The 24,511-nt window shown below is 69.9% G+C and carries 21 protein-coding genes; 14 read left to right on the top strand and 7 right to left on the bottom strand.

Annotated elements, in window-relative coordinates; all coding sequences use genetic code 11:
- Window positions 1–115: 115 nt before the first annotated feature.
- Window positions 116–1,105 (top strand): hypothetical protein, encoded by a 990-nt coding sequence (locus tag ACZ69M_RS12440; RefSeq protein WP_470049361.1) that lies wholly within the window; start codon window positions 116–118, stop codon window positions 1,103–1,105.
- 51 nt (window positions 1,106–1,156) lie between these two features.
- On the opposite strand, the gene ACZ69M_RS12435 is transcribed toward ACZ69M_RS12440, so the two are convergent.
- From ACZ69M_RS12435 to ACZ69M_RS12420, 4 genes are all read right to left on the bottom strand, one after another.
- Window positions 1,157–3,598: a GH92 family glycosyl hydrolase gene (locus ACZ69M_RS12435; RefSeq protein WP_470049159.1), complete on the bottom strand. Its 2,442-nt coding sequence runs from the start codon at window positions 3,596–3,598 to the stop codon at window positions 1,157–1,159.
- A gap of 260 nt (window positions 3,599–3,858) precedes the next feature.
- Complete coding sequence (locus tag ACZ69M_RS12430; RefSeq protein ID WP_470049157.1) at window positions 3,859–5,031, bottom strand: FAD-dependent oxidoreductase; 1,173 nt, start codon at window positions 5,029–5,031, stop codon at window positions 3,859–3,861.
- 653 nt (window positions 5,032–5,684) lie between these two features.
- Window positions 5,685–6,668, bottom strand: a complete 984-nt coding sequence (locus tag ACZ69M_RS12425) for an aldo/keto reductase (RefSeq protein WP_470049156.1) — start codon at window positions 6,666–6,668, stop codon at window positions 5,685–5,687.
- 452 nt (window positions 6,669–7,120) lie between these two features.
- On the bottom strand, window positions 7,121–7,777 hold the full coding sequence (locus tag ACZ69M_RS12420) for a TMEM175 family protein (protein WP_470049155.1): 657 nt from the start codon (window positions 7,775–7,777) through the stop codon (window positions 7,121–7,123).
- Between the two features lie 212 nt (window positions 7,778–7,989).
- Between ACZ69M_RS12420 and ACZ69M_RS12415 the strand changes: the two genes are divergently transcribed.
- The 4 genes from ACZ69M_RS12415 to ACZ69M_RS12400 all read left to right on the top strand — a co-directional run bounded on the left by ACZ69M_RS12415 (window position 7,990) and on the right by ACZ69M_RS12400 (window position 13,783).
- On the top strand, window positions 7,990–8,508 hold the full coding sequence (locus ACZ69M_RS12415) for a DUF2231 domain-containing protein (RefSeq protein WP_470049153.1): 519 nt from the start codon (window positions 7,990–7,992) through the stop codon (window positions 8,506–8,508).
- Between the two features lie 270 nt (window positions 8,509–8,778).
- Window positions 8,779–10,167, top strand: a complete 1,389-nt coding sequence (locus ACZ69M_RS12410) for a ricin-type beta-trefoil lectin domain protein (RefSeq protein ID WP_470049152.1) — start codon at window positions 8,779–8,781, stop codon at window positions 10,165–10,167.
- Window positions 10,168–10,295: 128 nt separating this feature from the next.
- The gene (locus ACZ69M_RS12405) at window positions 10,296–12,464 is read left to right on the top strand and encodes an RICIN domain-containing protein (protein WP_470049150.1); all 2,169 of its coding nucleotides are present in this window, start codon (window positions 10,296–10,298) and stop codon (window positions 12,462–12,464) included.
- A 26-nt stretch (window positions 12,465–12,490) separates the two neighbouring features.
- A complete protein-coding gene (locus tag ACZ69M_RS12400) occupies window positions 12,491–13,783 on the top strand; it encodes a ThuA domain-containing protein (protein ID WP_470049148.1) in 1,293 nt (430 codons plus the stop codon).
- A gap of 53 nt (window positions 13,784–13,836) precedes the next feature.
- Here ACZ69M_RS12400 and ACZ69M_RS12395 read toward each other — a convergent pair whose 3' ends face one another.
- Complete coding sequence (locus ACZ69M_RS12395; RefSeq protein ID WP_470049146.1) at window positions 13,837–14,988, bottom strand: glycoside hydrolase family 88 protein; 1,152 nt, start codon at window positions 14,986–14,988, stop codon at window positions 13,837–13,839.
- 200 nt (window positions 14,989–15,188) lie between these two features.
- Here ACZ69M_RS12395 and ACZ69M_RS12390 point away from each other — a divergent pair, with 200 nt between their 5' ends.
- The 7 genes from ACZ69M_RS12390 to ACZ69M_RS12360 all read left to right on the top strand — a co-directional run bounded on the left by ACZ69M_RS12390 (window position 15,189) and on the right by ACZ69M_RS12360 (window position 21,387).
- Complete coding sequence (locus tag ACZ69M_RS12390; protein WP_403698795.1) at window positions 15,189–16,112, top strand: MurR/RpiR family transcriptional regulator; 924 nt, start codon at window positions 15,189–15,191, stop codon at window positions 16,110–16,112.
- A 334-nt stretch (window positions 16,113–16,446) separates the two neighbouring features.
- Complete coding sequence (locus ACZ69M_RS12385; protein WP_403698868.1) at window positions 16,447–16,827, top strand: hypothetical protein; 381 nt, start codon at window positions 16,447–16,449, stop codon at window positions 16,825–16,827.
- Window positions 16,828–16,877: 50 nt separating this feature from the next.
- Entirely contained in the window at window positions 16,878–17,789 is a 912-nt protein-coding gene (locus tag ACZ69M_RS12380; RefSeq protein ID WP_470049144.1) for an MBL fold metallo-hydrolase, read from the top strand.
- A 45-nt stretch (window positions 17,790–17,834) separates the two neighbouring features.
- Window positions 17,835–18,269 (top strand): VOC family protein, encoded by a 435-nt coding sequence (locus ACZ69M_RS12375; protein ID WP_470049142.1) that lies wholly within the window; start codon window positions 17,835–17,837, stop codon window positions 18,267–18,269.
- Between the two features lie 88 nt (window positions 18,270–18,357).
- Window positions 18,358–18,678 carry a DUF1232 domain-containing protein gene (locus ACZ69M_RS12370; protein WP_470049140.1) on the top strand — a complete coding sequence of 107 codons (321 nt, stop codon included), beginning with the start codon at window positions 18,358–18,360 and terminating at the stop codon, window positions 18,676–18,678.
- Window positions 18,679–18,752: 74 nt separating this feature from the next.
- On the top strand, window positions 18,753–20,045 hold the full coding sequence (locus ACZ69M_RS12365; RefSeq protein ID WP_470049138.1) for a CAP domain-containing protein: 1,293 nt from the start codon (window positions 18,753–18,755) through the stop codon (window positions 20,043–20,045).
- 121 nt (window positions 20,046–20,166) lie between these two features.
- Window positions 20,167–21,387: a serine hydrolase domain-containing protein gene (locus ACZ69M_RS12360; RefSeq protein WP_470049136.1), complete on the top strand. Its 1,221-nt coding sequence runs from the start codon at window positions 20,167–20,169 to the stop codon at window positions 21,385–21,387.
- A 67-nt stretch (window positions 21,388–21,454) separates the two neighbouring features.
- On the opposite strand, the gene ACZ69M_RS12355 is transcribed toward ACZ69M_RS12360, so the two are convergent.
- Window positions 21,455–21,607: a hypothetical protein gene (locus ACZ69M_RS12355; RefSeq protein WP_164331877.1), complete on the bottom strand. Its 153-nt coding sequence runs from the start codon at window positions 21,605–21,607 to the stop codon at window positions 21,455–21,457.
- A 145-nt stretch (window positions 21,608–21,752) separates the two neighbouring features.
- Here ACZ69M_RS12355 and ACZ69M_RS12350 point away from each other — a divergent pair, with 145 nt between their 5' ends.
- Window positions 21,753–22,010 carry a DUF6191 domain-containing protein gene (locus tag ACZ69M_RS12350; RefSeq protein ID WP_470049133.1) on the top strand — a complete coding sequence of 86 codons (258 nt, stop codon included), beginning with the start codon at window positions 21,753–21,755 and terminating at the stop codon, window positions 22,008–22,010.
- On the top strand, window positions 22,007–22,705 hold the full coding sequence (locus ACZ69M_RS12345) for a nucleoside/nucleotide kinase family protein (RefSeq protein ID WP_470049131.1): 699 nt from the start codon (window positions 22,007–22,009) through the stop codon (window positions 22,703–22,705). The genes ACZ69M_RS12350 and ACZ69M_RS12345 overlap by 4 nt, the downstream gene beginning before the upstream one ends.
- Here ACZ69M_RS12345 and ACZ69M_RS12340 read toward each other — a convergent pair.
- A complete protein-coding gene (locus ACZ69M_RS12340) occupies window positions 22,635–24,467 on the bottom strand; it encodes a hypothetical protein (protein ID WP_470049129.1) in 1,833 nt (610 codons plus the stop codon). The genes ACZ69M_RS12345 and ACZ69M_RS12340 overlap by 71 nt on opposite strands.
- Window positions 24,468–24,511 lie beyond the last annotated feature (44 nt).

Raw genomic sequence — 24,511 nt, 5'->3', positions numbered from 1 at the left:
TTGACCCAGGCCGAAAGCTTCGGCCAAGGCTTCATTCTCTGTAATCTAGACGCCGTCCCACCCAGGAGAGTTCCCGGTGACCGTAGTTCGCGATCCGAGTGCCCAATCCGCCCCGATCCAGGGCGTGTTGGACCCCATTTCGTGTGACGCACGCGACTTCGGCGCCTATGCGCGAACCGGCGGCTGGACCTTCGCCCTGAAGGTGGCGAGGAGCGTGCGCCCCGGTGGTCAGCCCGCGGACGAGACGCCGAAGGTGTCCGCGAAGGAGTTCGCCGAGCTGGCCGGGTGCTCCCCCGAACGGGTGATGCGCTACTACAAGGCGTGGGACAGGGCCGCCGACGAGGGTCTCGTCCCGCACTTCGAAGTCCTCGTCCCGGGCCAGGACATCGAGCTGCCGGACGCCGAGGCGTGGCAGACGTACTACGTGTCCCGCTCCAGCGCCTCCTCCGAGCGCGGCAGTGCCATCACCGAAGCCGCCGCGGCCGAGGGCATCCGCCCCACCAAGGCCCTGGAGGTCGCCGAGAACCCCACCGCGCTGCGGGCGGCGATCCTCGCCGACCCCTCCACGGCCCAGGCGGCCCGGGCCGCGCTCCTCGACCGGGTGAAGGAGGACCCGGCGCTGCAGGCCGAGCTGGCCCGTGACATCGCCCGCACCGACGAGCTGAAGAAGGCGGTCGCCACCGAGACCAGGGCGGCCGACCGGATCGGCTACGTCCGCCAGATCGCGGAGAAGGGCCAGATCAGGACGCCGGCCGGACAGACCCTCGACGCCCCGGCCGAACTGCGCTCCGAGGCCGAGCGCCACCTCTCCCTCCTCGACGAGCTGGACGAGGGCGAGGACACCGGCGAGTGGGCGACCGAGGCGTACGACACCATGAAGAACCTCGTCGTCGAGACCGTCGAGGCGGACCCCGAACTGCGCGTCCAGGAGCGCCGCACGAAGTTCTACAGCAGCCTGCAGAAGGCCACGAAGGTCTTCGAGGAGCTGACCTTCGACGACGCCGACGACATCTACGAGGACGACATGGTGCAGCGCCTGGAGGAGCTCCAGCAGGCGATCGGTTCCTGCATCACGGCACTTCGCAGCGCGGCTACCCGCCCGTGAGCCGTGCCGGCGGTCTCCCGGGAGCGGCCTGTTCCCGGGAGACCACCGGTTTCACCGGGGAAGACCGGACGGGTCGGTCGCCCACCGGGTGTTGGGCTGTTCGGCGAGCCGGAAGGCGATCCTGCCGCCCTTCGTCGTCAGGCCGGCATCCGTCCAGGAGCGTTGCGTGAGCCGCCCGTTGACGCGTACGGCGTCGATGTAGGGGTGTGCGGCGTCCGCGCCGGGCGCGGCGATGGTGAGGTCGGCGCCGCCCGGACGGTCCACGACCGCGCTCAGGAAGAGCGGGGCGCCCAGCAGCATCGAGGCGCTGCCCGGGCTCTGGGGATACAGACCGAGGGCGGAGAAGACGTACCAGGCGGACATGGTGCCCAGGTCGTCGTTGCCGGGCAGCCCCGAAGGGCCGGTGCCGTACACGGTGTTGAGGATCTGCCGTACCGTCGCCTGGGTCTTCCAGGGCTGTCCGAGGGCGTTGTACAGCCAGGGCGCGTGGATGCCGGGTTCGTTGGTCGGGTCGTAGCGCAGCGGGTCGCCACCGCGCACCGACCAGGAGCCGTCCGCCGCGTGGAAGAACCCGTCGAGGCGGGCGGCGGCCTTCTCTCGGCCGCCCATCGCGGCCGCCAGACCCTGGACGTCCTGCGGCACCATCCAGGTGTACGTGGCGCTGGTGCCCTGGGCGAAGCCGAGGTCGCTGCCCGGGTTGAACGGGCCCACCCAGGAGCCGTCGAGCCTGCGGGCCTGGATGTAGCCGGCGTCGGCGGTGGCGGCGGGGTTGAAGACATTGCGCCAGTAGGCGCCGCGCTCGGCGAACACCGCGGCCTCCTGGTCACGGCCGAGCAGCTTCGCCCACCGCCCGAGCGCGGAGTCGGCGACGGCGTCCTCCAGGGTCTCGGCGGCGCCACCCCAGCAGTGGCAGACATCCTGCGCGGCGTAGTGCGAGCTCAAGTACTGGGCGAGATTGGGTCGTTGGCCCACGCATTGTCCGGGGCAGCCCGCGTTCGAGAGACCGTCGGCGTTCGGCACGGTGGCCTGCCGGACCAGCGAGTCGAAGGCGCCCTCGTAGTCGAAGTTGCGCACGCCCATGGCGTAGAAGGTGGCCAGGGTGGCCGCCGAGGGATCGCCGGTCATCACGTGGGTGGCGCCGCTGATGTGCACCCAGCGGTCCCATACTCCGTTGTTCTGCTGCGCGAAGTTGTAGAGGGACTGGGCGAAGTCGCCCGCGATCCTCGGTTTCAGCAGGGCGAGCAGCTGTATCTGGGCGCGGTACTGGTCCCAGCCCGAGAAGTTGCTGTACTGCGCGCGCTGGCCGCGGGCGAGGCGGTGCACCGAGCCGTCCATGCCGTAGTACCGGCCGTCGGCGTCGCTGATCAGGTCGGGCTGCATCAACGCGTGGTAGAGCGCGGTGTAAAAGGTGGTGCGCTGGGCGGAAGTACCGCCCCCGACGCGTACGGTGCTCAGTTCTCGGTCCCAGGCGCGGGCACCCGCGTCGGCCACCTGGGCGACGCTCGCGTGTGACGGGATCTCCCCGCGGAGGTTGGCCTCGGCGCCGCCCAGACTGACGTACGAGATCCCGATGCGCATGTGGACATCGTTGTCAGAGCTGGTGTCGAAGCCGACGTATCCGCCGGAACCTCGGCCCGCGCGGTCGGCCCCGGTGGCGTACCCCTCGCCTCCCGAGGCGGAGGCCGAACCCGCCGACAGCGTGCCGTCCTTCCACGTGCCGAAGTCGGCGAAGGCACGGTCGAAGGAGGCGCTGAAGTACAGCTTGTAGTAGCTCTTGCGGTTGTTCGTGCCGCCGTTGGCGCGGCGTCCGCAGAAGGCGCCGGTGAGGACCCAGCCGGTCACCTTGCGGTGCGCGGTGTCGATGTCGACGTGCGCGTCCTGGCTGCCGTTGAGGGAGTTGGACACGCGGAAGAGCAGGTTGGCGGGGCGGTCGCTCGGGAAGCTGAAGTCGGCGACACCGGCACGCTCACTGACGGCCAGGTCGGCGGTGGCGCCCGTCTTGAGACCGAGGGTGTAGCGCCCGGGTACGGCCTTCTCCTCGGCGTGCGTGAAGTTCGCGGCGTAGACCGCGTCCTTGGTGTCCGCCGAGGGCGAGGAGGTCACGTCACCCACGAACGGCATGATCGGTACGTCCCCGGCGGCGCCCGGGTTGCAGCCGGCCCCGTTGACGTGGGTGAGACTCAGCCCCCGGATGCGGGTGGTGTCGTACTGGTAGCCGTTGGCGGCCCCCGTGCTGGTCTGATCACCGGTGGTGCTGGTCGGGGACCAGGCGATCATCCCGTACGGGAGAGTGGCGCCGGGGTAGGTGTTGCCGCCGTTCGCCGATCCGATCAGTGGGTCCACGGCGGAGACCGGCCGCTGGGGCGGGGGGCCGGCCGCGTCCACCGGGGCGGGGAGGGCGAGGACGACCGCCGTGGTCACGACCACCGCGGCGGACCTGCTCGCGGTGCGACTGCCGAACCGTCTTGCTGTGCGCAGCCATTGGGGGCGCATACGTGGTGTCACCTTCCGTTGGACGAGGAGGTGCGATGACGGGTCGGACCGGGCTGTCCCCGACGACTGGCCGCCCCGGGCGCCGGTCCGGGCGCGAGGATAGAAGGCGGCAGGGAGTGCAGGAAGTGGCCTGTGCGGACTGCTGGTTACGGGGTGGTGAAGGGTGCGGGCGGGGGTGCGGGCGGGACGAGGGTGCGGGGCTCGGGCATGCGGGACTCGGGCGTGCGGGGAGCCGGTCGTGCGGGGGCTCGCGGGTGGCCTCAGTCGGTCGCGTTCGCCATCGCCGTCTCGGCCGCCGCACGGTAGAAGGCCATCTGGTCGACGAGCGGCTGGGGTGCGTGCGGGGCGAAGCAGAGGTCGAGGTTCTCCTCCGATGCGGCCGCCGCGGCCTCGCTGCGCGGGAAGAGCGCCTGCTCGTACGCGGCCAGGGCCTTCTCGATGTCGTCCGGGTGGGCGGCGATGGCCGTCGCGAGTTCGGCGCCGTCGAGCATGGCGAGGTTGGCGCCCTCACCGGCGAACGGAGACATCAGGTGCGCGGCGTCTCCGAGCAGGGTGACGCCCGGAACGCGGTCCCAGCGGTGCCCGACCGGGAGGGCGTGGACCGGGCGGGCGACGAGCGCCCCGTCCGCGTCGGCGATCAGTGCCCGCAGCCGCTCGTCCCAGCCTTCGAAGTGCTCCAGGACACTCGCCTTGGCCGCTTCGACGTCCGTGAAGTCGATGGGGCCGGACGTGGCCCAGTCGGCGGGCGTGCGCAGGGCGGCGTAGACGTGCAGCGAGCCGCCGGGGGTGCGGTGGGTGAGGAAGCCGTGACCTTCGGCCAGCGCGAACAACATGCCGTCGCCCACGACAGCGGCGCTCTGCGGGTGCCGGGTGTCGGCGTCGTGGAGGTGCGCCTCGACGAAGGAGAGGTCGAGGTAGGCGGGGGTGGCGTCCGAGACGAGCGGCCGCACCTTCGACCAGGCGCCGTCGGCACCGATCAGCAGACCGGCGGTGATCGTCCGCCCGTCGGCGAACGTCACCTCGTGGCGGCCGTCCTCCAGCGTCCGTACGCCGGTGACCTTGGCGCCCCAGCGGATGGTGCCGTCGGGCAGGGAACCGAGGAGGAGGTCGCGCAGCACTCCCCGGTCCACCTCGGGCCGTGTGCCGCCCTCGCCGTCGTCCGCCATCCGGACGGTGGCCTCCCGGTCGAGGATGCGCATGGCCTCGCCGCCGGCGTGGACGACCGCCCGGAACTCCTCGTGGAGTCCGGCGGCCCGCAGAGCGGCCTGGCCGGATTCCTCGTGTATGTCCAGCATGCCGCCCTGGGTGCGGGCGGTGGGTGAGGCGTCCAGGTCGAAGACGGCGGACTCGATGCCGTTCAGGTGCAGGACGCGGGCGAGGGCGAGGCCGCCGAGACCGGCGCCGACGACCGCGATGGGATGGTGAGTGGACAAGGTGTCGCTCCTTGGGAAGGGGTGACGCGAGTCGCTGTCACGCCTCCAAAGTAGCGAACATGTTCGTTGCGAACAAGTATGTTGCGATCGTGTTCGTTCTCCTTGAGCGTGGCTGCTCGGGGTGCGGGAGGGTTTTGTGTGGGTGGGGCTGTCGCCAGGAGGGCGGACCAGGAGCGTGAACCTGGAGGGAGGGAGGGCCCGCCGGGAACCGGTGAGGGGCAGCCTCGCCGGAGGCCCTGTCGCAGGCAGCTCCGTACAGGACAAGGTGCCGAGGGGCCGGACAGGACGCGCAACAGCAGATCGCCGCCGAGTGGATCCCATGGGCGGCCGAGGGCTACGGGCCAGGCTCGCGCGGCCCCGATGTGGCGGGAGCCGCGCCGCGGACCTGGCCCACTCAAGTCGCAGGCCACGCCAATACGAGGGCAACCGCAGGGACCTGAGCCGCCGCAGCCGCTCCCTGACCTGCGGGAAAGCCGAGACCGCGGAAGCCAGGCGCCCCGAAGCTGACCCGCGCACGGCCGAGGCCGCGGACGATAGCCGTCCCGAAAGTCACCGGCGCGGGGCCGGAGCCGGGGACGGCGCTCCCCCGAGGCCGGCCCGACGAGCCGGGGCCACCGACGGCACCCGGCGCGCGGCCGGCCCCCGGAGGGGTGCTACCAGCGGCCCTCCACCTGCTCCTTGATCCGTCGGTCGTAGAGTTCGTCGATCGCGTCCAGCGTCTCCACCGGCAGCGCCGACAGCTTCGCGGCGGTCGCGTTGGCGTGGGCCTGTTCGGGCGAACGGGCGCCGGGGATCACCGTGGTCACTCCGGGCTGCTGGATGATCCAGCGCAGCGCCAGCTGGGCCGGGGTGACGCCCTCCGGGGCGAGCGCGGAGAACTCGGCCGCCGCCTCCACGCCGGTCACGAAGTCGACGCCGGAGAAGGTCTCGCCCTGGTCGAAGGACTCCCCGTGACGGTTGTACGTCCGGTGGTCGTCCGCCGCGAACACCGTGTCCTTCGTGTACTTGCCGGAGAGCAGCCCGGAGGCCAGCGGAACGCGGGCGATGATCGCGACACCCGCCTCCCGCGCCGCCGGCAGGACCTGCCGCAGGGGCTTCATGCGGAACGGGTTCAGAATGATCTGCACGCTCGCCACGTTCGGCCGCGCGATCGCGGTCAGCGCCTCGTCACATGTCTCGACACTCACCCCGTACGCCGCGATCCGCTCCTCCTCGACCAGCGTGTCCAGTGCGTCGAACACCTCGTCCGACGAGTAGACGGGGGTCGGCGGGCAGTGCAGCTGCACCAGGTCGATGCGGTCGACGCCGAGGTTGCGCCGGGAACGGTCGTTCCACGCGCGGAAGTTGTCGAGGACGTAGTTCTGCGGAATCTGCTCGACCCGGCGGCCCATCTTCGTCGCCACCATCACGTGCAGGTCGGGGCGGGCACTGAGGAAGGATGCGATCGCCTGCTCACTGCGCCCGTCGCCGTACACGTCCGCGGTGTCGAAGAACGTCACCCCCGACTCCGCCGCCGTCTCCAGCACCGCCTCGGCGTCCCCAGCGCTCACGTCACCCCAGTCGGCGCCGAGCTGCCACGTACCGAGACCGATGACCGATGCCTTCTGGCCTGACCTGCCGAATTCACGCTCTTCCATGCCGTCAGTCTGACACCTCCACCCGCCCGCGCAGGACGCCCACCCCGCCCGCGCCCCCGGGCGGACGCAACAGCGTGTCACTCACTCACATGGGCGCGGCCTTTTGACGGGTAGGTGATGCGTGTCAACCGTCACCTACCGTGAACCGCGTGAGCGACCATTCAGAAAGTGAAGGGCCCACCCCCTGGTCCCGTCGGCGGTTCCTGCTGAGCGCGGCCTCGCTCCCGGGCACACCCCGCGAAGAGTTCGGCGGCGGGGATGTCTGTTCGGCTGACGCAGCGCACATGGGTGTTGGCGCCCACGCGCAGCGTCACCCCTTGCGGGACCGGCGTGGGTCCGGGCTGGGACGAGGCGGTCACCGTTCTCGACCGCCTCGACGCTCACCGGGCTTTCGGCACGCCCTCCTCAACCGGCTCTTCCCCTGATGTCCGGTCCCGCGAAGCGCGGTGGTCTCACTCGGCGGCAGCGGTCAGTTGCTCGCGGCCGGGCGTACTCGTCTCGCGGAACAGCAGACGCGCGGGAACCGTGAGAAGCCACCAGTACTTGGCGGGCGTCGGCGAGGCCAGCGACACCGGAATCGAGGTGGCGAAGACGAGGACGGTCAGCAGGCCCCTGAAGACCGACTGCCTCATCTGCGCGGGGGGCACGGTCGGCTTGGCAAGGGACGGACTGGCCCACAGTCGGGCGGACATGGCCGTGAGCAGCCCGACGGCGAGTGCGATCGTCACCGCATAGACCGAGGTGGCCACGGCGGTGCTGCCGTACTCGCTGATCAGGCGCGTGGGGAACGGGAGCGCGGCCACGACGGCGAGCAGAGCGAGATAGAGGCGGAGCAGCCAGTTGTCGAGCGCGGCGATCTGCCGGAAGAGCGCGTGCTGACCCAGCCACAGAGCGCCGATGACGGCGAAGCTCAGCAGGTACGCCCCGAACTTGGGCAGGGCGTCCCTCAGCGCGGCTCCGACCTCGCCGTCGGCCAGTCCTTCGGGAACGGTGATGTCGAGCGCGAGCAGCGTGATGGCGATCGCGATCACCGCGTCGCCGAAGGTGACGAGTCGGTCGGGATCCATCATGGCGTCGCGACGGGGAAGACGCGGGACACGGTTGGTCATCAGGAGGCACCAGGGGTGTGAGGAACGCCTGTCGGCGTCGATGGGGGCGGCAAGCGGTCAGAGTACCGGCGACCACTCCCGTGCATTCCCGCCTCAGAAGAAGCTGAGAAGTTCCTGTGCCAGGCTGCGAGCCGCCGGGCGGCGGGCGATCATCGCCGCCGCCCCTGAACACCCCCCACTTCGCGACCCAGCCTCTCCAGGAGACAAGCCTGATGAGCCCCAGCATTGTCAACGGCCTGCCCGCACACGTCCTGTTCGTGCACTTCGTCGTCGTTCTCGTACCGCTGAGCGCACTGGCGCTCGTCGTCTGCGCGATCTGGCCGCACCTCGCGCGGCGGCTCGGCGTCCTGCCACCGGTGCTCGCGCTCGTGACGCTGGTGAGTGTGCCCCTCACCACGCAAGCGGGAGAGTGGTTGGAAAGGCATGTCGACAGCTCGGCCCTGGTACAGCGACACGCCCAGCTCGGTGACGGTCTGCTGCCATGGGTCCTCGGCCTGTTCGTGCTGTCCTCGGCGCTATGGTGGGCGGCCCGCCGCACCGCCCCCGGCCAGGGAGACACCCAGGGTCCGGCGGTCCGTCTGACGTCCGCGCCGATACGGGCCGCCGCGGTCGTGCTGTCCCTCGTCGTGGCGACAGGCGCCGTGGTGGACGTCTACCGCATCGGCGACTCCGGCGCCAAGGCCGCATGGCACGACGCCTATTCGCAGTCCGCGCAGAGTCGGGGCAACTGACCGACCGCCACCAGTGGGCCCGCACAACCGCTTGCCGCACAGCCGAGGTTCCGCACGGCGGGGCCTCGGCTGTTTGCCGTCCCCGGGATGGTCGATGCGTTCAACTCCTTGTGAACGCAGGTCAATTCGCAGCGCGCTTTGCTTCATCTCTTGACGAGTTTGGTTCAGACCTTTAGGTTCACCGATCACTACAGCTCCATGAATGCACTCAACGTTCACGGACATGAACTCCCCCCACTGTCAGCCTCCCCGAAGGGCTGTGACCCTCTGATGGCAAGACGATCCCTCGCGCACTCCACCGCGCTGCGCGCCACTCTCACCACGGCGGTGTTCGCTCTCTCCGCCGGCGCCCTGAGCGTCTCCCCCGCCTCCGCCGCCACCGGGACCATCACCGGACTCGCGGGCAAGTGCCTCGACGTGGCCGGCGCGAACTCCGCGAACGGCACGGCCGTTCAGCTCTACGACTGCAACGGCACCACTGCCCAGCAGTGGACCGTCGGCTCCGACGGAACCGTACGGGCCCTCGGCAAGTGTCTTGACGTCACCGGCAACTCGACCGCCGACGGGGCCAAGCTCCAGCTGTGGGACTGTACGGGCGGCGCCAACCAGAAGTGGACGGTCTCCGCCGCCCGCGACCTCGTCAATCCGCAGGCCAACAAGTGTGCCGACGTCACCGGCAACACCTCGGCCAACGGCACGCCGATCCAGATCTGGACCTGCACCGGCGCCGCCAACCAGAAGTGGACCGCGCCCACCGGCGACGGCGGAGGCACACCCCCCTCCGCGCCGATGGCCGTCGCCCCCTACCTCTACAACGGCTGGGGCAACCCGCCGAGCCCCACCACCGTCATGAACGCCACCGGTGTCAAGTGGTTCACGCTGGCCTTCGTCCTCAGCAACGGCTACTGCAACCCTCAGTGGGACGGCGGCCGCGCGCTGACCGGCGGCGTCGACCAGCAGACCATCAACACCGTGCGCTCGGCCGGCGGCGACGTCGTCCCCTCCTTCGGCGGCTACAGCGGCAACAAGCTGGAGAGCTCCTGCTCCAGCGCGGGAGAACTGTCCGCCGCGTACCAGAAGGTCATCAACGCGTACGGGCTCAAGGCGATCGACATCGACATCGAGGCCGACGCCTACAGCAACACGACGGTCCAGCAGCGCACCGTGGACGCGCTCAAGACCGTCAAGGCCAACAACCCGGGCATCAAGGTATACGTCACCATCGGCACCGGACAGAGCGGCCCCGACACCGACCTGATCAACCGGGCCGCGGCGTCCGGGCTGACCGTGGACGCCTGGACGATCATGCCGTTCGACTTCGGCGGCGCCGGCCAGAACATGGGCACGCTGACCCAGAGGGCCGCGGAGGGCCTGAAGACGGCCCTCAAGAACGCATACGGCTACAGCGACGACCAGGCGTACCGGGACATGGGCATCTCCTCCATGAACGGCATCACCGACAACAACGAGACCGTCACCACCGCCGACTTCCAGACCATCCTCGGCTACGCGCAGACGCACCACCTCGCGCGGCTGACGTTCTGGTCGGCCAACCGTGACCGTCCCTGCCCGGGCAGCTACCCGAACGACGACACCTGTTCCGGAGTGGCCCAGAGCAACTGGCAGTTCACCAGCATCTTCGCCAAGTACACCGGCTGACGGACACACTCCGCCCCCCATCACCGCAGGAGAGAACCGTGCCCAGATCCGTACCTAGATCCGTGCCCAGATCCGTGCCCAGACTGAAGGGACTGTCCGGCCGCCACCGGATACCGAAGGTTCTGACCGTGTTCGCGCTTGTGGCGACCACCGCGTCCGGCATCGAGTTCGCCTCACAGGACTCGGCGAGCGCGCAGACCGCGGCGGCCGCCGCCCTGCCGACCGGCTATACCACCGTGGTCAACAAGGGCAGCGGCAAGTGCGTCGACGCCCGCTCGGCCGCGAGTGCCGACGGCACCGCCGTCCAGCAGTACGCGTGCAACGGAAGCGCCGCGCAGAACTGGCAGTTGGTGGCCACCAGCGGCGGCTACTACCGCGTCAACAGCAACCTGGACGCCACAAAGGCGTGGGACGTCACCGACGTCTCCACCGCCGATTCCGCGCCCGTCCAGCTGTGGACGTACTCCAGCGGCAACAACCAGCAGTGGCTGCCCGTCGCCGAGGCCGACGGCGCCTACCACTTCGTCAACCGCAACAGCGGGAAGTGTCTGGACGTCCCGAGCGCCTCCACCGCGGACAGCGTGCAGCTGGCGCAGTACACCTGCAACGGCACCGCCGCGCAGTCCTTCACTCTGGGCGGCGGCACAACGAACCCGCCGGGCACTCCGGACTTCGGTCCCAACGTGACGGTGTTCGACCCGTCGATGTCGGCGGCCGGCATCCAGTCCAAGCTGGACTCGGTCTTCTCCCAGCAGGAGACCAACCAGTTCGGCTCGGCCCGCCAGGCCCTGCTGTTCAAGCCGGGTACGTACAGCGCGAACGCCAACGTGGGCTTCTACACCCAGGTCGCCGGCCTGGGCTTCTCACCGGACGACGTGACCATCAACGGATCCGTGCACGCGGAGGCCGACTGGTTCCAGGGCAACGCCACGCAGAACTTCTGGCGCGACGCCGAGAACCTGTCGGTCAACCCGACCGGTGGCGCGGACCGTTGGGCCGTCTCCCAGGCCGCCCCGTACCGGCGCATGCACGTGCGCGGCAACCTCGCGCTCGACGACGGCGGCTGGTCCAGCGGCGGCTTCATCTCCGACACCAAGGTCGACGGGCAGATCCAGTCCGGCTCCCAGCAGCAGTTCCTCACCCGGAACTCGCAGATGGGCAGCTGGTCCGGTTCCAACTGGAACATGGTCTTCGTCGGCGACCAGGGCGCACCCGCCCAGTCCTTCCCGACGTACACCAACGTCGCCAGCTCGCCGACGATCCGCGAGAAGCCGTTCCTGTACGTCGACAGCGCGGGCGCCTACCAGGTGTTCGTGCCCGGTCTGCAGTCCAACGCCGTCGGCACCACGTGGAGCGGGAAGACCCCGGCGGGCAAGTCCCTGCCGATCGACCAGTTCTACATCGTCAAGCCGGGCGCCACCGCGGCCGACATGAACTCGGCCCTCGCGGCGGGCAAGAACCTGCTGGTCACCCCCGGCGTCTACCACCTCAACCAGACGATCAACATCACGCGCCCCGACACGGTGGTGCTGGGCATGGGCCTGGCGACCTTCGTGCCGGACGGCGGGATCACCGCCGTCACCACCGCCGACGTGGACGGCATCCAGCTGGCGGGCCTGCTCATCGACGCGGGTACCACCAACTCGACGACCCTGATGCAGATCGGCCCGTCCGGTTCGTCCGCCACCCACGCGGCCGACCCGACACAGCTGTCCGACGTCTTCATCCGGATCGGCGGCGCCACCGTCGGCAAGGCGACCAACTCGCTGGTCATCAACAGCGCCGACACGATCATCGACCACACCTGGATCTGGCGGGCCGACCACGGCAACTCCGGCACGGTCGGCTGGACGACCAACACGGCGGACAACGGCCTGACCGTCAACGGCAACAACGTGACCGCGTACGGCCTGTTCGTCGAGCACTACCAGAAGACCCAGGTCACCTGGAACGGCAACGGTGGCCGCACCTACTTCTTCCAGAACGAGATGCCCTACGACCCGCCGAACCAGGCCTCCTGGATGAACGGCACCGGGAAGGGCTATCCCGCCTACAAGGTCGCCTCGTCCGTCACCAGCCACGAGGCGTGGGGTCTGGGCAGCTACTGCTACTTCAGCAGCAATTCCAGCGTGGTCGCCGATCACGCCTTCGAGGTCCCGAGCGTGTCCGGGGTCAAGTTCCACGACATGGTGACCGTCTCGCTGGGCGGCGTCGGCACCATCAGCCACATCATCAACAGCACGGGAGGACCCTCCAACTCCAGCACCAACGTCGCCTACCTCACCAACTACCCGTAAACCGCACGGAAAGGATCGATCAGCAGATGCACACCATCAGATCTGGTTCCACCCGCGCGGCCCTGAGAATCCTCCTCCTGCTGGCGGCGCTGCTCGGCCTCGCGGTACCGCCCGCCGCCCACGCGAGCACCGCGGCGACCCCGTTCAAGGTGCTCGCGCTCTACAGCGGCACCTACGACGCGGCGCACATCGACTTCGACAAAGAGGCCAACGTCTGGTTTCCGCAGCAGGCCGCGGCGAACGGCTTCACCTACACGGCCAGCACCAACTGGGACCTGCTCGCCAACGGCGGGGTCAACGCCTACCAAGTCGTCCTGTTCCTCGACGACCTGCCGCAGACCGCCGCCCAACGCACGGGTTTCGAGACGTACATGAGGGGTGGAGGCGGCTTCATGGGCTTCCACGTCTCCGCGTTCACGACCGATGCGGCGAGCTGGTCCTGGTACCACAACACGTTCCTCGGCTCGGGGAACTTCGTGTCGAACACCTGGGGTCCGACCGCGGTGACCCTGAAGGTGGAGGACCATACGAACCCGGCCACCAAGAACCTGCCGGCCACGTTCACCTCGTCGGTCAGCGAGTGGTACAGCTGGTCCAACGATCTGCGGCAGAACCCGGACATCAAGATCCTCGCGTCGATCGACCCGAGCAGCTTCCCGGTCGGCACCGATCCCAACCAGTCCTGGTACAGCGGCTACTACCCGATCCTGTGGACCAACACGAAGTACAAGATGCTGTACGCGAACTTCGGCCACAACGCGATGAACTACTCGACCAACACGCGTCTGTCGTCGACGTTCGCGAGCGCGACACAGAATCAGTTCCTGCTGGACGGTCTGAAGTGGCTGGGAGGGGCCGACACCGGCACGCCTCCGGCCGACTCCCCCTCCGAGACCGCCTGGTACTCGCTGACGAATGCCGGCAACGACACCTGTGTGGACGCCCGTTCGGCCGCCACGGCGAACGGGACCGTGATCCAGCAGTACGCCTGCAACGGCACCCAGGCCCAGCAGTTCCAGTTCCGCTCGACCGACAGCGGGTACCGGCAGGCCGCCATCCGTATCGATCCACAGCAGGTCATCGACGTGACCGGTGTCTCGACGGCCGACAACGCGCCACTCCAGTTGTGGAGTTACTCGGGCGGACAGAACCAGCAGTGGCTGCCGGTGAAGGAGAGCACCGGGCGCTACCACTTCAAGGCTCGCCACAGCGGCAAGTGCCTGACCGCGGCGAGCGCCTCGACGAACAGCGTCCAGCTCACCCAGCGCACCTGCGACGGCTCCGCGGCACAGAGCTTCACGCTCACCGCGCAGCCCTGACAGCGACAGGCCGGTGCCCCCGCCGCACAGGGCGGGGGCACCGGTGCGTCACGTCAGGGTCCGGCCAGGCGGGCGAGTTCGGTGCCGGCGAGCAGGAAGGCGCCCACGCCGAAGTTCGCGGTGCTGTCGTAGGTGACGGGCTGGCTGGATTCGGGGCGGTCGCCGACGTTCTGGACGTAGCCGAGGAAGCCGTCGGGGTGGACGGCCGTGCTGACGAGGCCGTTCCAGGCGCGGGCCACGACCGGGAGGTGGGTACGCCGGTCGACGAGGCCGGCCCGGATCGCGTAGGAGGTGCCGAAGAGGAAGAAGGAGGTGCCGCTCGTCTCGGGGCCGGGCAGATGGGTGGCGTCGGCGAGGTTGACGTTCCAGAAGCCGTCGGTGCGCTGGATCCCGGCGACGGCCGTCACCAGACGTACAAGGGTGTCGCGGTACTCACCGGTGTGCCGCTCAGCGGGCGGCAGCGCCTTGAGCGTCTTGGCGTGCCCGCCCGCCACCCAGCCGTTGCCGCGCGACCAGACCACCGGCTTGCCCGCGGGCGAGAGGATCCCGCCGTCGATCCCGGGGAGGAACCGCTTGTCCCGGTACCAGAGCCCCGTCTCGGCGTCGTACAGACCGGGTCCGCCCTCGACACGCTTGGTGTGGTCGTAGAGGGCGTACAGCTTCTGCCAGTACCCCGGGTCGCCGCGGAGCGCTCCGATCCTGGCGAACGGAGGCATCGCCATGTGCAGGGCGTCGTCCCACCACCAGTCGTCGTTCTTGTCCGGCTGGTCGGTGTAGACCATGCGGTGGAGCGACTCCTCGATGGCGGAGATCTTGCTCTCCTCCGGCTCGATCTCGTACAGGTCGAGGTAGGCCTGTGCGGCGTTGTGGTTGTCGGCATGGCGCGTGCTGACCCCGCCGTTGAGGCCGTACGCGTACTTATCGGCCCAGTTCTTGGCGTACGCCAGATAGCGGGGGCTGCCGGTCAGTCGCTGGAGGGCGAGCAGTCCGCTGAACAAGGTGGCGTTGGCCCAGCCGTTGTCGCCGGGGTCCGTGTGCGCGCCGATCCACTGGTCGGCCACGCGCCGCAGGACGGCGACGACCTCGGCTCTGCAGGGCAGCGGCGCGGCGGGCGGAGCGGCTTGCGCGGTGCCCGTGAGGGCGGGCTGGAGCGAGGCGGCGGCCGCGAGGGCGGCTCCACCGGTCAGCAGGCGTCGTCTACGCATATGAACAACTCCTACGGATGGGGACTCCCATCCTCAACACCCGTCTCAGTCGCTGTCCATGGCCCGTCGTCAACTTGTCGCGAATCAGACCGACCTCACGTTCCACGCCCGCAGAGCTACGGCGTGTGGTCGTCCATGCCCTGGTCAGCACGGTCCGTGAGCTATGTTGAGTTCTCGTGGGACACGAAGGAGGCACATCGGTGCCATCGCCGCAGCAGGCACGCGCTCAGGCGTCCGCGATCACCTCGGGGAAGACGGCTCCGGAGGTGGGCGCGGCACCCACGTCCCAGCTCAGGGAATTGTTCGACGGCCCCCGGCTCTCGCCCGGACAGCGCCGTATCGCCCAGTACCTGATCGAGCACATCACCGAGGCGGCGTTCCTGTCGATCACCGATCTCGCCGAGCGCGTCGGGGTCAGCCAGCCGTCGGTGACCCGCTTCGCCGCGGCGGTCGGCTTCAGCGGCTACCCCGCACTGCGGGAGAAACTACAGGCCATCGCGCTCAGCACACTCTCCAGCACCCCGGGCGCACCCGCGGAGGACCACGGCAACGAACTGCAGTTGGCGGTGGACGCCGAGATCGAGAACCTGGAGAACCTGCGCCGCGACTTCGGCGATCCGGACCAGGTGATCACCATCGGCCGCGCGCTGTCGCAGTCGACCCCGCTCACCGTTCTCGGTCTGCGCATCTCGGTGTCGCTGGCCGAGTACTTCGCGTACGCCGCCCGCCGCATCCACCCCGATGTGCGGCTGGTGACGCGCGGCGGGAGCGTCGCCTACGACGCGCTGCTCCAGTCGCGCGAGGCGGGCGGCACCTGGCTGCTCGCCTTCGGGATGCCCCGTCATGCCCAGGAGACGCTGACCGCGGTGCGGGTCGCGCGCAGCGCGGGGCTGAAGGTCGCCCTGATCACCGACCTGGCGCTCGGACCGCTCGCGGACGAGGCCGATGCCACCTTCACCGTGGGCACCGGGGCCCGTCTCGTCTTCGACTCCTACGCCGCGCCCGTCATGATGTCGGCGGCGCTCCTCCAGGCCATGTCCGACGCCGATCCGGAGCGGACTCAGGCCCGACTGGAGGAGTACGAGCAGATCGCGGAGCAGCACCAGTTCTTCCTCAAGGACTGACCCCGCAGGGCTCTCTCCCTCTCCTCTACACCCCGTACACCCCCTGCCCTCAGGGCATCACGGGATCATTCGCCCATATCGCGGATGAATTTTTTCATGTCCTTGCGTATCCGGCGGTATATATAAATACTTCTCGCGGATGCGACCAGGAGGCCTCCGGGTCACGTCCTACGGCCATCCGGGGCCGTCCGCTCCTACCCGCATGGGGCCCCGGATGTTCGGACGGGCCCCGCGTGAGCGGGCGCCCGTGGCGGCGGCCCCGGCCATCCCCTAGACCGGGGCCGCCCCATAACCCGCAGACCCTTGCCGCCGACGTAACCCGGAAGCGATGAACATGGCCCTGACGACGTACTCACCGATCACCTCGGACTGGCCGTGCCAGGTCAAGACCCCCGGCAGCTTCGACTGGGAGCGCTCCGCGACCAAGTGGCTGCGCGATCTGGTGCCGTCCCGCTACGCGAGCTACCCGGTGCTCATGAAGCACCCCGTGCTGCTCGCCCGCCACGCCCAGATCCAGGTGCAGCACGAGATCCGGGTCGCCCGGACCGCCCTGCAGACCGCCCGGGCCGAACTCCCCGCGCTCGGCCTGCACGAATCGGTCATCGAGCACACCATCAAGATGTACGCCGCCGAAGTGCTGCAGCTCAATCACATCGCCCGTAGCGTCCGAGCGGTGACCCAGGCGCTCGTCGACCACGGCGCCGGGCGAAACTGAGGTCCCGGGTCCAGGTGGTGGTCCCGGCGGGATCATCACCGGGAGACGTCGTGGACACCCAGAGGCCGAGGACCGAACAGACCGCTGGAGCTGGAGCGGCGGAGGAAGCCGCGGGCGCACGGGCGCTGGACGTGCGGTGGATCCACGGATCTCCGTCGGCCAAGCACAACACCGATCCTGACATCCAGGTCCACGCCCACGACGCGCACACGGTGATCCTGCGGCAGAACATGGCCGTCGACTACGAGGCCCCGTTCCTTTTCCTGCTGTTCGGCGAGACACGGGCCGTGCTGATCGACACCGGTGCCACGGCCTCGGCCGACTGCTTCCCGCTGCGCCGGGTGGTGGACGAGCTGATGGAGAGCCGGCTGGCCGCCCGACCCCGGGAGGGCTACGAGCTGTTGGTGCTGCACACCCACCCGCACGGCGACCACGTCGCGGGGGACGGACAGTTCGCCGCCCGTCCCGGCACCACGGTCGTCGACGCGGCCCTCGACAAGGCCTGGCCGTTCTTCGGCTTCGACGACGACCCCGAGGGCGTCGCCCGCGTCGATCTCGGGGGCCGGGTCCTGGAGTGCCTGGCCACGCCGGGCCACCACGTGGCCGCGGTGACGTACTTCGACCCCTGGACCGGCTTCCTCCTCACCGGTGACACGGTCTACCCCGGCCGTCTGTACGTCGAGGACTGGGCCGCGTTCACCCGCACCGTCGACCGCCTGATCGACTTCTGTGCCGAACGGCCGGTCACGCACGTGCTCGGCTGCCACATCGAGATGTCCCGGCAACCGGGTGTGGACTATCCCGTCCGCACCACCTATCAGCCCGACGAGCCGCCCCTGCAGATGACGACGGGCCAACTGCACGACATCCGCGCGGCGATCGACACCGTCGGCGACCGCCCCGGAAGGCACGTCTTCGACGACTTCGTTCTCTGCCGCCGTGATGTCCCCGAGGGCCGGTAGAAGCCGCACGCCCGGATTGTCAGAGGCGCGCAGTACGGTCCTGTCATGGCAGCCAGAATCGATCTGACCCTTGACTGTGCGGACGCGAAACTCCTCGCCGAGTTCTGGAAGACGGCACTCGGGTACATCGACGAGCCTCCGCCCGCTCCCTTCACCACCCGCGAGGAGTGGCTCGCGCAGTTCGACCTTCCGGAGGACGACTCCGAGGACGACGGCGCGTGGCTCTGCGATCCCGACGGCGTCGGCCCCCGCCTGTCCATCCTCAAGGTTCCCGAGCCGAAGACGGCGAAGAACCGCCTTCACATCGACGTCCGCGTGCCGGGACACGGCGGTCCCGAAGAGCGGTGGGCGCGGATCAGCGCCGAGTCCGCGCGGCTCGTGACGGCGGGCGGCGCGGTCCTGGAGGAGTTCGACGGGCACCACGTGGTGATGGCCGACCCGGAGGGCAACGAGTTCTGCGTCGCCGCCGGCTCGGCCTGAATCGCCCGGTGTTTCGGGGGCGATACGAACCGGGCGAGCGGGAACACGAAGGGGAGAAACTGCCCTACGAGAGCACAGGACGGAACTCATGGACTCCACGGCATGGACGGTGGTCCTCATCGTCGCGATCCTGGGTGCCGCCGCGCTCGGGGTGGCGATCGCGGTCCTGGTACGGCTCGTGCGCACTCGCCGAGACCTCAGGCGCGCCGGGCTTCCGACCGGGTCCCGCTGGGTCTTCTGGGGTGCGGTCGCCTATCTCCTGCTGCCGACGGACCTGCTGCCCGACCCGATCTACCTGGACGACATCGGCGTACTCCTGCTCGCGCTGCGGTCGCTGCGCCCGCCCGAGGCGATCGACGCACGGGGTGCCAGGGAGCGCGGGAACCCTCGGGAGCGAACAGGACGTTGACGAGGTGAGCGGGCGGGAAGCGGGTGCGCCCGTGTCGGTGGTCCGCGAGGACCGTCTCTTCGACAGGCGGCACGATGAGCGAGTTGGTTCCCGGGGGCAATGTGCCCCTGCCGGGCGGCACCCTGACGATCCGGGTGCCAGGTCCCTTCGACGTCTCCGCGCTCATCACCGACGACAGCGGCAAGGTGCGCGGCGACGCCGACTTCGTGTTCTACAACCAGCCGACGGCGCCGGGCGCCCGGCTCACCGGGGAGCACCTCACGCTCGACCCGCCGCGCCTGCGGTCCGGCGCGAGCCGCGTCACCGTGGTCGTCAGTCCGGCCGATCCCGGTACGCCGCTCGGCCGACTGCCCGCTCCCACCCTGCACGTCAGCGGTCCGGGCGGCCACACCCTCGCCCGGTTCACACCCCCGCGCCCCCAGCGGGAGACCGTACTGCTGCTCGCCGAGATCTACCGACGCGGCACGGCGTGGAAGCTGCGCGCACTGGGCCAGGGATACGCGGACGGACTGGCCGGCATCGCGCGGGACTTCGGGGTCGAGGTCGCCGAGGATGCGACCGGGGACGATCCGGCGCCGGTGGCGGCTCCCGACCCTGACGGCTTCCTCGACCTGGTCAACTCGGTGCGCGGCGCGGCCGGTTCCCCACCCGTCCGCCTCGACGCGCGGCTCGCGACCGCGGCCCGGGCCCACGCCTCCGACATGGCGGCACGCGGACTCCTCAGCTCCGAGAGCGCCCAGGGGATCTCCGTCTACCAGCGCATCACGTCCGCCGGATACACGTATCTGACCGTCGGCGAGCACCTCGTCTCCGGCCCGCGCACCCCGGGCGAGTTCGTGGAGTACTGCCTCACCACCGACAAGTCCCGCGACACGCTGTACAACCCGGTGTACAGCCAGGCGGGGCTGGCGTACGTCCCCGGCCGGCGTTCCGGCGACATGTACTGGACGGCGCTGTGGGCCAGGCCCTTCAGCCGCGGGGGCCTGCGGCAGACGGCGGATGAAGTGATCGCGCTGACCAACGCCGAGCGGGCCGCGGAGGGCCTGGCGCCACTCGCCGTCGACGCCCTGCTCACCACCGCGGCCCAGGCGCACAGCGACGACATGGTCGCCCGCGCCTTCTACTCCCACACCTCCCCCGACGGCCGCCAACCATGGGACCGGGCCGCCGCCGCGGGCTCCGCACGCCGCACCATCGGGGAGAACATCGCCTGCGGCCAGCGCTCCCCCGCCGAGGTCGTCCGCGGCTGGATGAACAGCCCGGGCCACCGCGCCAACATCCTCAAGCCCGAGTTCACCCACATAGGCATCGGCTTCGCGGGCGGCGGCACGGCGGGCACGTACTGGACGCAGCTTTTCGGCCGCTGAAGGATCTTTTCCGCTTTCCTTCGCGTCACATGCAACCCATCTGCCCCTCCTGCGCGTAGAGATGATGCCGGCGTTCGCATCCGCGGCGCGGTACACAGAGGGAACTCGGGAGAAGAATCAGATGGTCTCAGGAACGGTGGGCAGAGGTACGGCGCTGGGCGCGGTGCTGTTGGCCCTCCTCGCAGTCCCCGTACAGGCCGGCACCGCCGCGGCCGCGGATCTGCCGACACCCGACGACGCCGGTCTGCAGGCGGTGTTGCACACGGCCCTGTCCCAGGGAGCCCCCGGTGCGATGGTGCGGGTCGACGACAACGGCACGGTCCACCGGCTGTCGGAGGGAGTCGCCGACCGGGCCACCGGGCGTGCGATCACCACGACCGACCGGTTCCGCGTCGGCAGCGTCACCAAGAGCTTCTCCGCCGTGGTCCTGCTGCAACTGGTGGACGAGGGCAAGCTCGACCTGGACGCTTCGGTGAACACCTATCTGCCTGGGCTGCTGCCCGACGACCGGATCACCGTGCGCCAGGTGATGAGCCACCGCAGTGGGCTGTACGACTACACCAACGACATGTTCGCGCAGACGGTCCCGGGCTTCGAGTCCGTCCGCAACAAGGTCTTCAGCTACCAGGACCTGGTCACCCTGTCCCTCAAGCACGGGGTCACCAACGCACCGGGCGCGGCCTATTCGTACTCCAACACGAACTTCGTCGTCGCGGGCATGCTCATCGAGAAGCTCACCGGCCACGCCGTGGCCACGGAATACCAGAACCGCATCTTCACGCCGCTGAACCTGACCGACACCTTCTATGTGCACCCCGACACCGCCATCCCGGGCACGCACGCCAACGGTTACCTCACGCCGGACGAGGCCGGTGGGGCCCTGGTCGACTCCACCGAACAGACGGTGTCCTGGGCACAGAGCGCGGGCGCGGTCATCTCCAGCACGCAGGACCTGGACACGTTCTTCTCCGCGCTGATGAGCGGGCAGCTCATGTCCGCCGCGCAGCTCGCGCAGATGCAGCAGTGGACGACGGTCAACAGCACCCAGGGGTACGGCCTCGGCCTGCGCCGCCGCGACCTGTCCTGCGGTATCTCGGTGTACGGGCACACGGGCACCGTGCAGGGCTACTACACGTACGCCTTCGCCTCGAAGGACGGCAAGCGCAGCGTCACCGCGCTCGCCAACACCTCGAACAACGTGAACGTGCTGAACACGATGGCCCGCACGCTGGAATCCGCCTTCTGCGGCAAGCCGACGACCGCGAAGCTGCGCAGCGCGACCTCCTCGGCGACCACCGTGGAGCGCCACGAGGACATCGCGCCGGGCATCACCCGCGACTGACGCGCGAAGGTGTGGCCGGACCATCCGTCCGGCCGCACCCCTCCGCCGGACAGGCCCTGGGCCGGGCTCATGACTTCTTCAGGTCGGACCGGTAGGTCCGGTACAGGGCGCTGCCGTCGCCGCAGCGCCTCGGGGGCTCGCTGCACTTCTGGCAGGCGAGCAGGTGGTCGAAATACGCCCGATAGCTGTGGGGGGCGAGCGTAGGGCGTTGCTGCGACATGACGTTCTCCCCGTGGACGGCGACTGCGACGCCCGTTATTGACCAATATTCAACAGCTTGATGAGCACAGGCGGAATGACCGGTCCCAGACCCGAGGTCGCCGGACCCTGGCCGGATCCCGCGCTCGCACCCTGATACTGGTGGCATGGGATTCGCCGTCTTCATGACCCTGCCGGGACTGGTCATCCTGCTGACTCTAGCGGCCTTCGCGGACCAGCTGTTGCCGCGCGCCGGACGGGCCGGCCTTCTGCCGTGGCGGAACGGCGTGCGCCAGGGCCAGATATCCGCGACCGGCTTCGAGCAGTTGCACGCGAGTCTCTCGCCGGGCAAGCAGAACGAGCTCAAGGAGCGGCGGTCGGCTCTGGCGGGCGGGACGGCGGTCGTGCGCAGGACCCGCTCATGACCTTCGACGACCTCGTGGAGCGGGCCGCGGCACTGGTGCGCCCCGGTCGGCGTGCGATTCTCGGGATCGCGGGAAGCCCTGGCGCGGGCAAGACGACGCTGGCCGAGCGTCTGGTCCGGGAGCTGAACGACGACGCGCCCGGCCGGGTCGCGCACGTGCCGATGGACGGGTTCCATCTCGCGGACGTCGAGCTGGACCGGCTGGGCCGCCGGGACCGCAAGGGCGCTGCGGACACCTTCGACGCGGCGGGGTACGCGGCGCTGTTGGGCAGGCTGCGTGACGAGGAGGCGGACGGCATCGTCTACGCGCCGGGCTTCGAGCGGACTCTGGAGCAGCCGATCGCGGGCGCCGTCCCGGTCTTCCGCAGCGCCCGCCTGATCATCACCGAGGGCAACTACCTCCTTCTGGGGGACGGGGCGTGGGCGCGCGTGCGGTCACGGCTGGACGAGGTGTGGTTCTGCGAGCTCGACGAGGAAGAGCGTGTACGGCGTCTCGTCGCCCGCCACGAGGAGTTCGGCAAGGACCACGACACGGCGGTGGCCTGGGTGCTCGGCACGGACCAGCGCAACGCCGACCTGGTCGCCGCGACACGGCACCGTGCCGACCTGGTGGTGGGCGCGGAGGTCACCGCCGCCGCAGTTCCAGCGCGGGTTCCCCTCGGTCATCACCCGCGGGATTCCCGATCAGTGCGGTGAACGCCTCGGTGCGGATCGTCAGGCCCGCCGGTGTGTCTGCGAAGGTGGGGGCGAGAGGGCCCGGCGAGCCGTAGCGCACGGCGAAGACGTGCAGGTCCTGCGGGGCGCCGGGAGCCGGTCCGGCTTCGAGTGCCGTGGAGGCGACGAGGTGGCGCCAGCCCTCGTCCGGGTTGCCGTAGCCGCGCGGGTCGGCGGCCAGGGCGAACGCCGCCAGCTCCTGGGTCGTCTCGGAGCGGGCGTCGAAGTGGTCCACGCCGTCCGCTCGTGGATGTGTCAGCGTGAGCGGGCCGGCGGAGGTCACGGCGGCCACGGCGGTCCTGCGCACCCGGTCCCCGTCGTCGGTGGCGTACGGCAGTCCGGCGAGCAGGTAGGGCGTCCCGTCGAGGCGCTCGACGACGACCGTCGTCCACAGGCTCGTGCCGTCCGTGACGTACAGGGACCGGACATGGCGCAGGACGTGGTCGCGGCCGACGACCGGCTTGGTGACGAGCTTGGCGCTCAGGCCGTCGCTCTCCAGATCGCGCACCCGTACCTCGCCCATGGGGCGGCTCAGCAGGAAGCCGTCGACGACCGGGCCGAAGCCGTGCTGGCGGTTGACCGCGGCGGGCAGGTAGTACGTGCCCGCCGCCTCGACCAGCGAAGGGGTCATCCGCTGGTCGAAGGCCACCGAGACCGTGCCCGCGCGCAGCTGATGCCGTGCGGGGTTCTTCGACGGCGTGCGGTGCCAGCACGTGGCGTCCTGGACCTGCCAGACCAGCATGAACGCGAAGTGGCCGTCGACCGCGCCGTCCGGCCCGACCGCGTGCCGGCCCCAGCGGGTGTCGCCCCGATAGCGGCCGAGGTCGGCGCCGATCCTGGCGCCGAAGTAGCGCAGTCCCAGGACGGACTCGAAACCGGAGTGCTGTTCGCTGTAGCGGGGGCCACCGTTGTCGAAGCCGCCGTTCGGCAGCCGGGCGTCGATGTAGCGGGCGAGCGCGTCCCCGTCCTCGGCGAACATCTCCTCGCCGCTGATCCGATGGGCCTGGGCGAGGAAGGACAGGGAGATCGGACCGTAGTTGTTGTCGTAGGCGCCGCCGTGCTCGGGCGGCAGCAGGGCGCCCCGGTCGAGGACGCGGTGGGCGCGGATCCGGTCGGTGTACAGGGCGAGCGCCCGCTCGCGGACCGGCTCCCCCTCCTCGGGTGGGAGGTGCCGTGCCAGCATCAGCCCGCCGACCACACACCCGATCGCCTGGTTGCCGGCCTCCTGCGGGTTGAAGAAGGTGGCCTCGGTCAGCCAGCGCCAGTAGCCCTTCGCCAACTCGACAACCGCGGCCCGTTGTTCGCCGTCGACCAGGCCGTCCGAGAGGTCCAGGACGTTGACCGCCTGGAGCAGCGCCCACACCGTGCTGGGCCAGTCGCCGATCGGGTGCGCGCCCGGCGCCAGGACGTAACGGGCGTACGGGAGGCCCGAGTCGCGGATCGTGAGGTTCGGGTAGCCGGGGTTGTCCTCGGTGTGGACGCGCTCGCCCAGATGGAAGGCGAGGCTGCGGCGGACCGCCTCGGGCAGCCGCGGGTCCTTGCCGCGCTGCCAGGCCAGGGCCAGCAGCGAGGTGACGCCGAGCGAGGTGTCGCCGATGTCGTCGGTGGCGTCGGGGTGTTCGAGGCTGCCCTCGGGGGTGAGGCGGGCCAGGGCCTGTTCGACGACGTCGGCGAGGACCGTGTCGTAGGCCTCCTGGGTGTCCGGGAGGTGGTGCAGCGGGCCGCGCTGGTGGAGGAGGTGCACGGGTGGATCTGCCCTTCATGCCGGAGGTGGCCATGGCGTGGGTT

This window comes from Streptomyces sp. NPDC107454 (assembly GCF_055582885.1).
This window is presented reverse-complemented; position numbering and strand designations above follow the sequence as displayed.

Excerpts from the sequence above, each read along its gene's own strand:
- ACZ69M_RS12345 (WP_470049131.1), top strand. The coding sequence starts at position 22,007 with ATGACCTTCGACGACCTCGTGGAGCGGGCCGCGGCACTGGTGCGCCCC.
- ACZ69M_RS12350 (WP_470049133.1), top strand. The coding sequence starts at position 21,753 with ATGGGATTCGCCGTCTTCATGACCCTGCCGGGACTGGTCATCCTGCTG.
- ACZ69M_RS12370 (WP_470049140.1), top strand. The coding sequence starts at position 18,358 with ATGGACTCCACGGCATGGACGGTGGTCCTCATCGTCGCGATCCTGGGT.
- ACZ69M_RS12385 (WP_403698868.1), top strand. The coding sequence starts at position 16,447 with ATGGCCCTGACGACGTACTCACCGATCACCTCGGACTGGCCGTGCCAG.
- ACZ69M_RS12435 (WP_470049159.1), bottom strand. The coding sequence starts at position 3,598 with ATGCGCCCCCAATGGCTGCGCACAGCAAGACGGTTCGGCAGTCGCACC.
- ACZ69M_RS12420 (WP_470049155.1), bottom strand. The coding sequence starts at position 7,777 with ATGACCAACCGTGTCCCGCGTCTTCCCCGTCGCGACGCCATGATGGAT.
- ACZ69M_RS12365 (WP_470049138.1), top strand. The coding sequence starts at position 18,753 with ATGAGCGAGTTGGTTCCCGGGGGCAATGTGCCCCTGCCGGGCGGCACC.
- ACZ69M_RS12400 (WP_470049148.1), top strand. The coding sequence starts at position 12,491 with ATGCACACCATCAGATCTGGTTCCACCCGCGCGGCCCTGAGAATCCTC.
- ACZ69M_RS12425 (WP_470049156.1), bottom strand. The coding sequence starts at position 6,668 with ATGGAAGAGCGTGAATTCGGCAGGTCAGGCCAGAAGGCATCGGTCATC.
- ACZ69M_RS12415 (WP_470049153.1), top strand. The coding sequence starts at position 7,990 with ATGAGCCCCAGCATTGTCAACGGCCTGCCCGCACACGTCCTGTTCGTG.
- ACZ69M_RS12410 (WP_470049152.1), top strand. The coding sequence starts at position 8,779 with ATGGCAAGACGATCCCTCGCGCACTCCACCGCGCTGCGCGCCACTCTC.
- ACZ69M_RS12375 (WP_470049142.1), top strand. The coding sequence starts at position 17,835 with ATGGCAGCCAGAATCGATCTGACCCTTGACTGTGCGGACGCGAAACTC.
- ACZ69M_RS12355 (WP_164331877.1), bottom strand. The coding sequence starts at position 21,607 with ATGTCGCAGCAACGCCCTACGCTCGCCCCCCACAGCTATCGGGCGTAT.
- ACZ69M_RS12395 (WP_470049146.1), bottom strand. The coding sequence starts at position 14,988 with ATGCGTAGACGACGCCTGCTGACCGGTGGAGCCGCCCTCGCGGCCGCC.
- ACZ69M_RS12360 (WP_470049136.1), top strand. The coding sequence starts at position 20,167 with ATGGTCTCAGGAACGGTGGGCAGAGGTACGGCGCTGGGCGCGGTGCTG.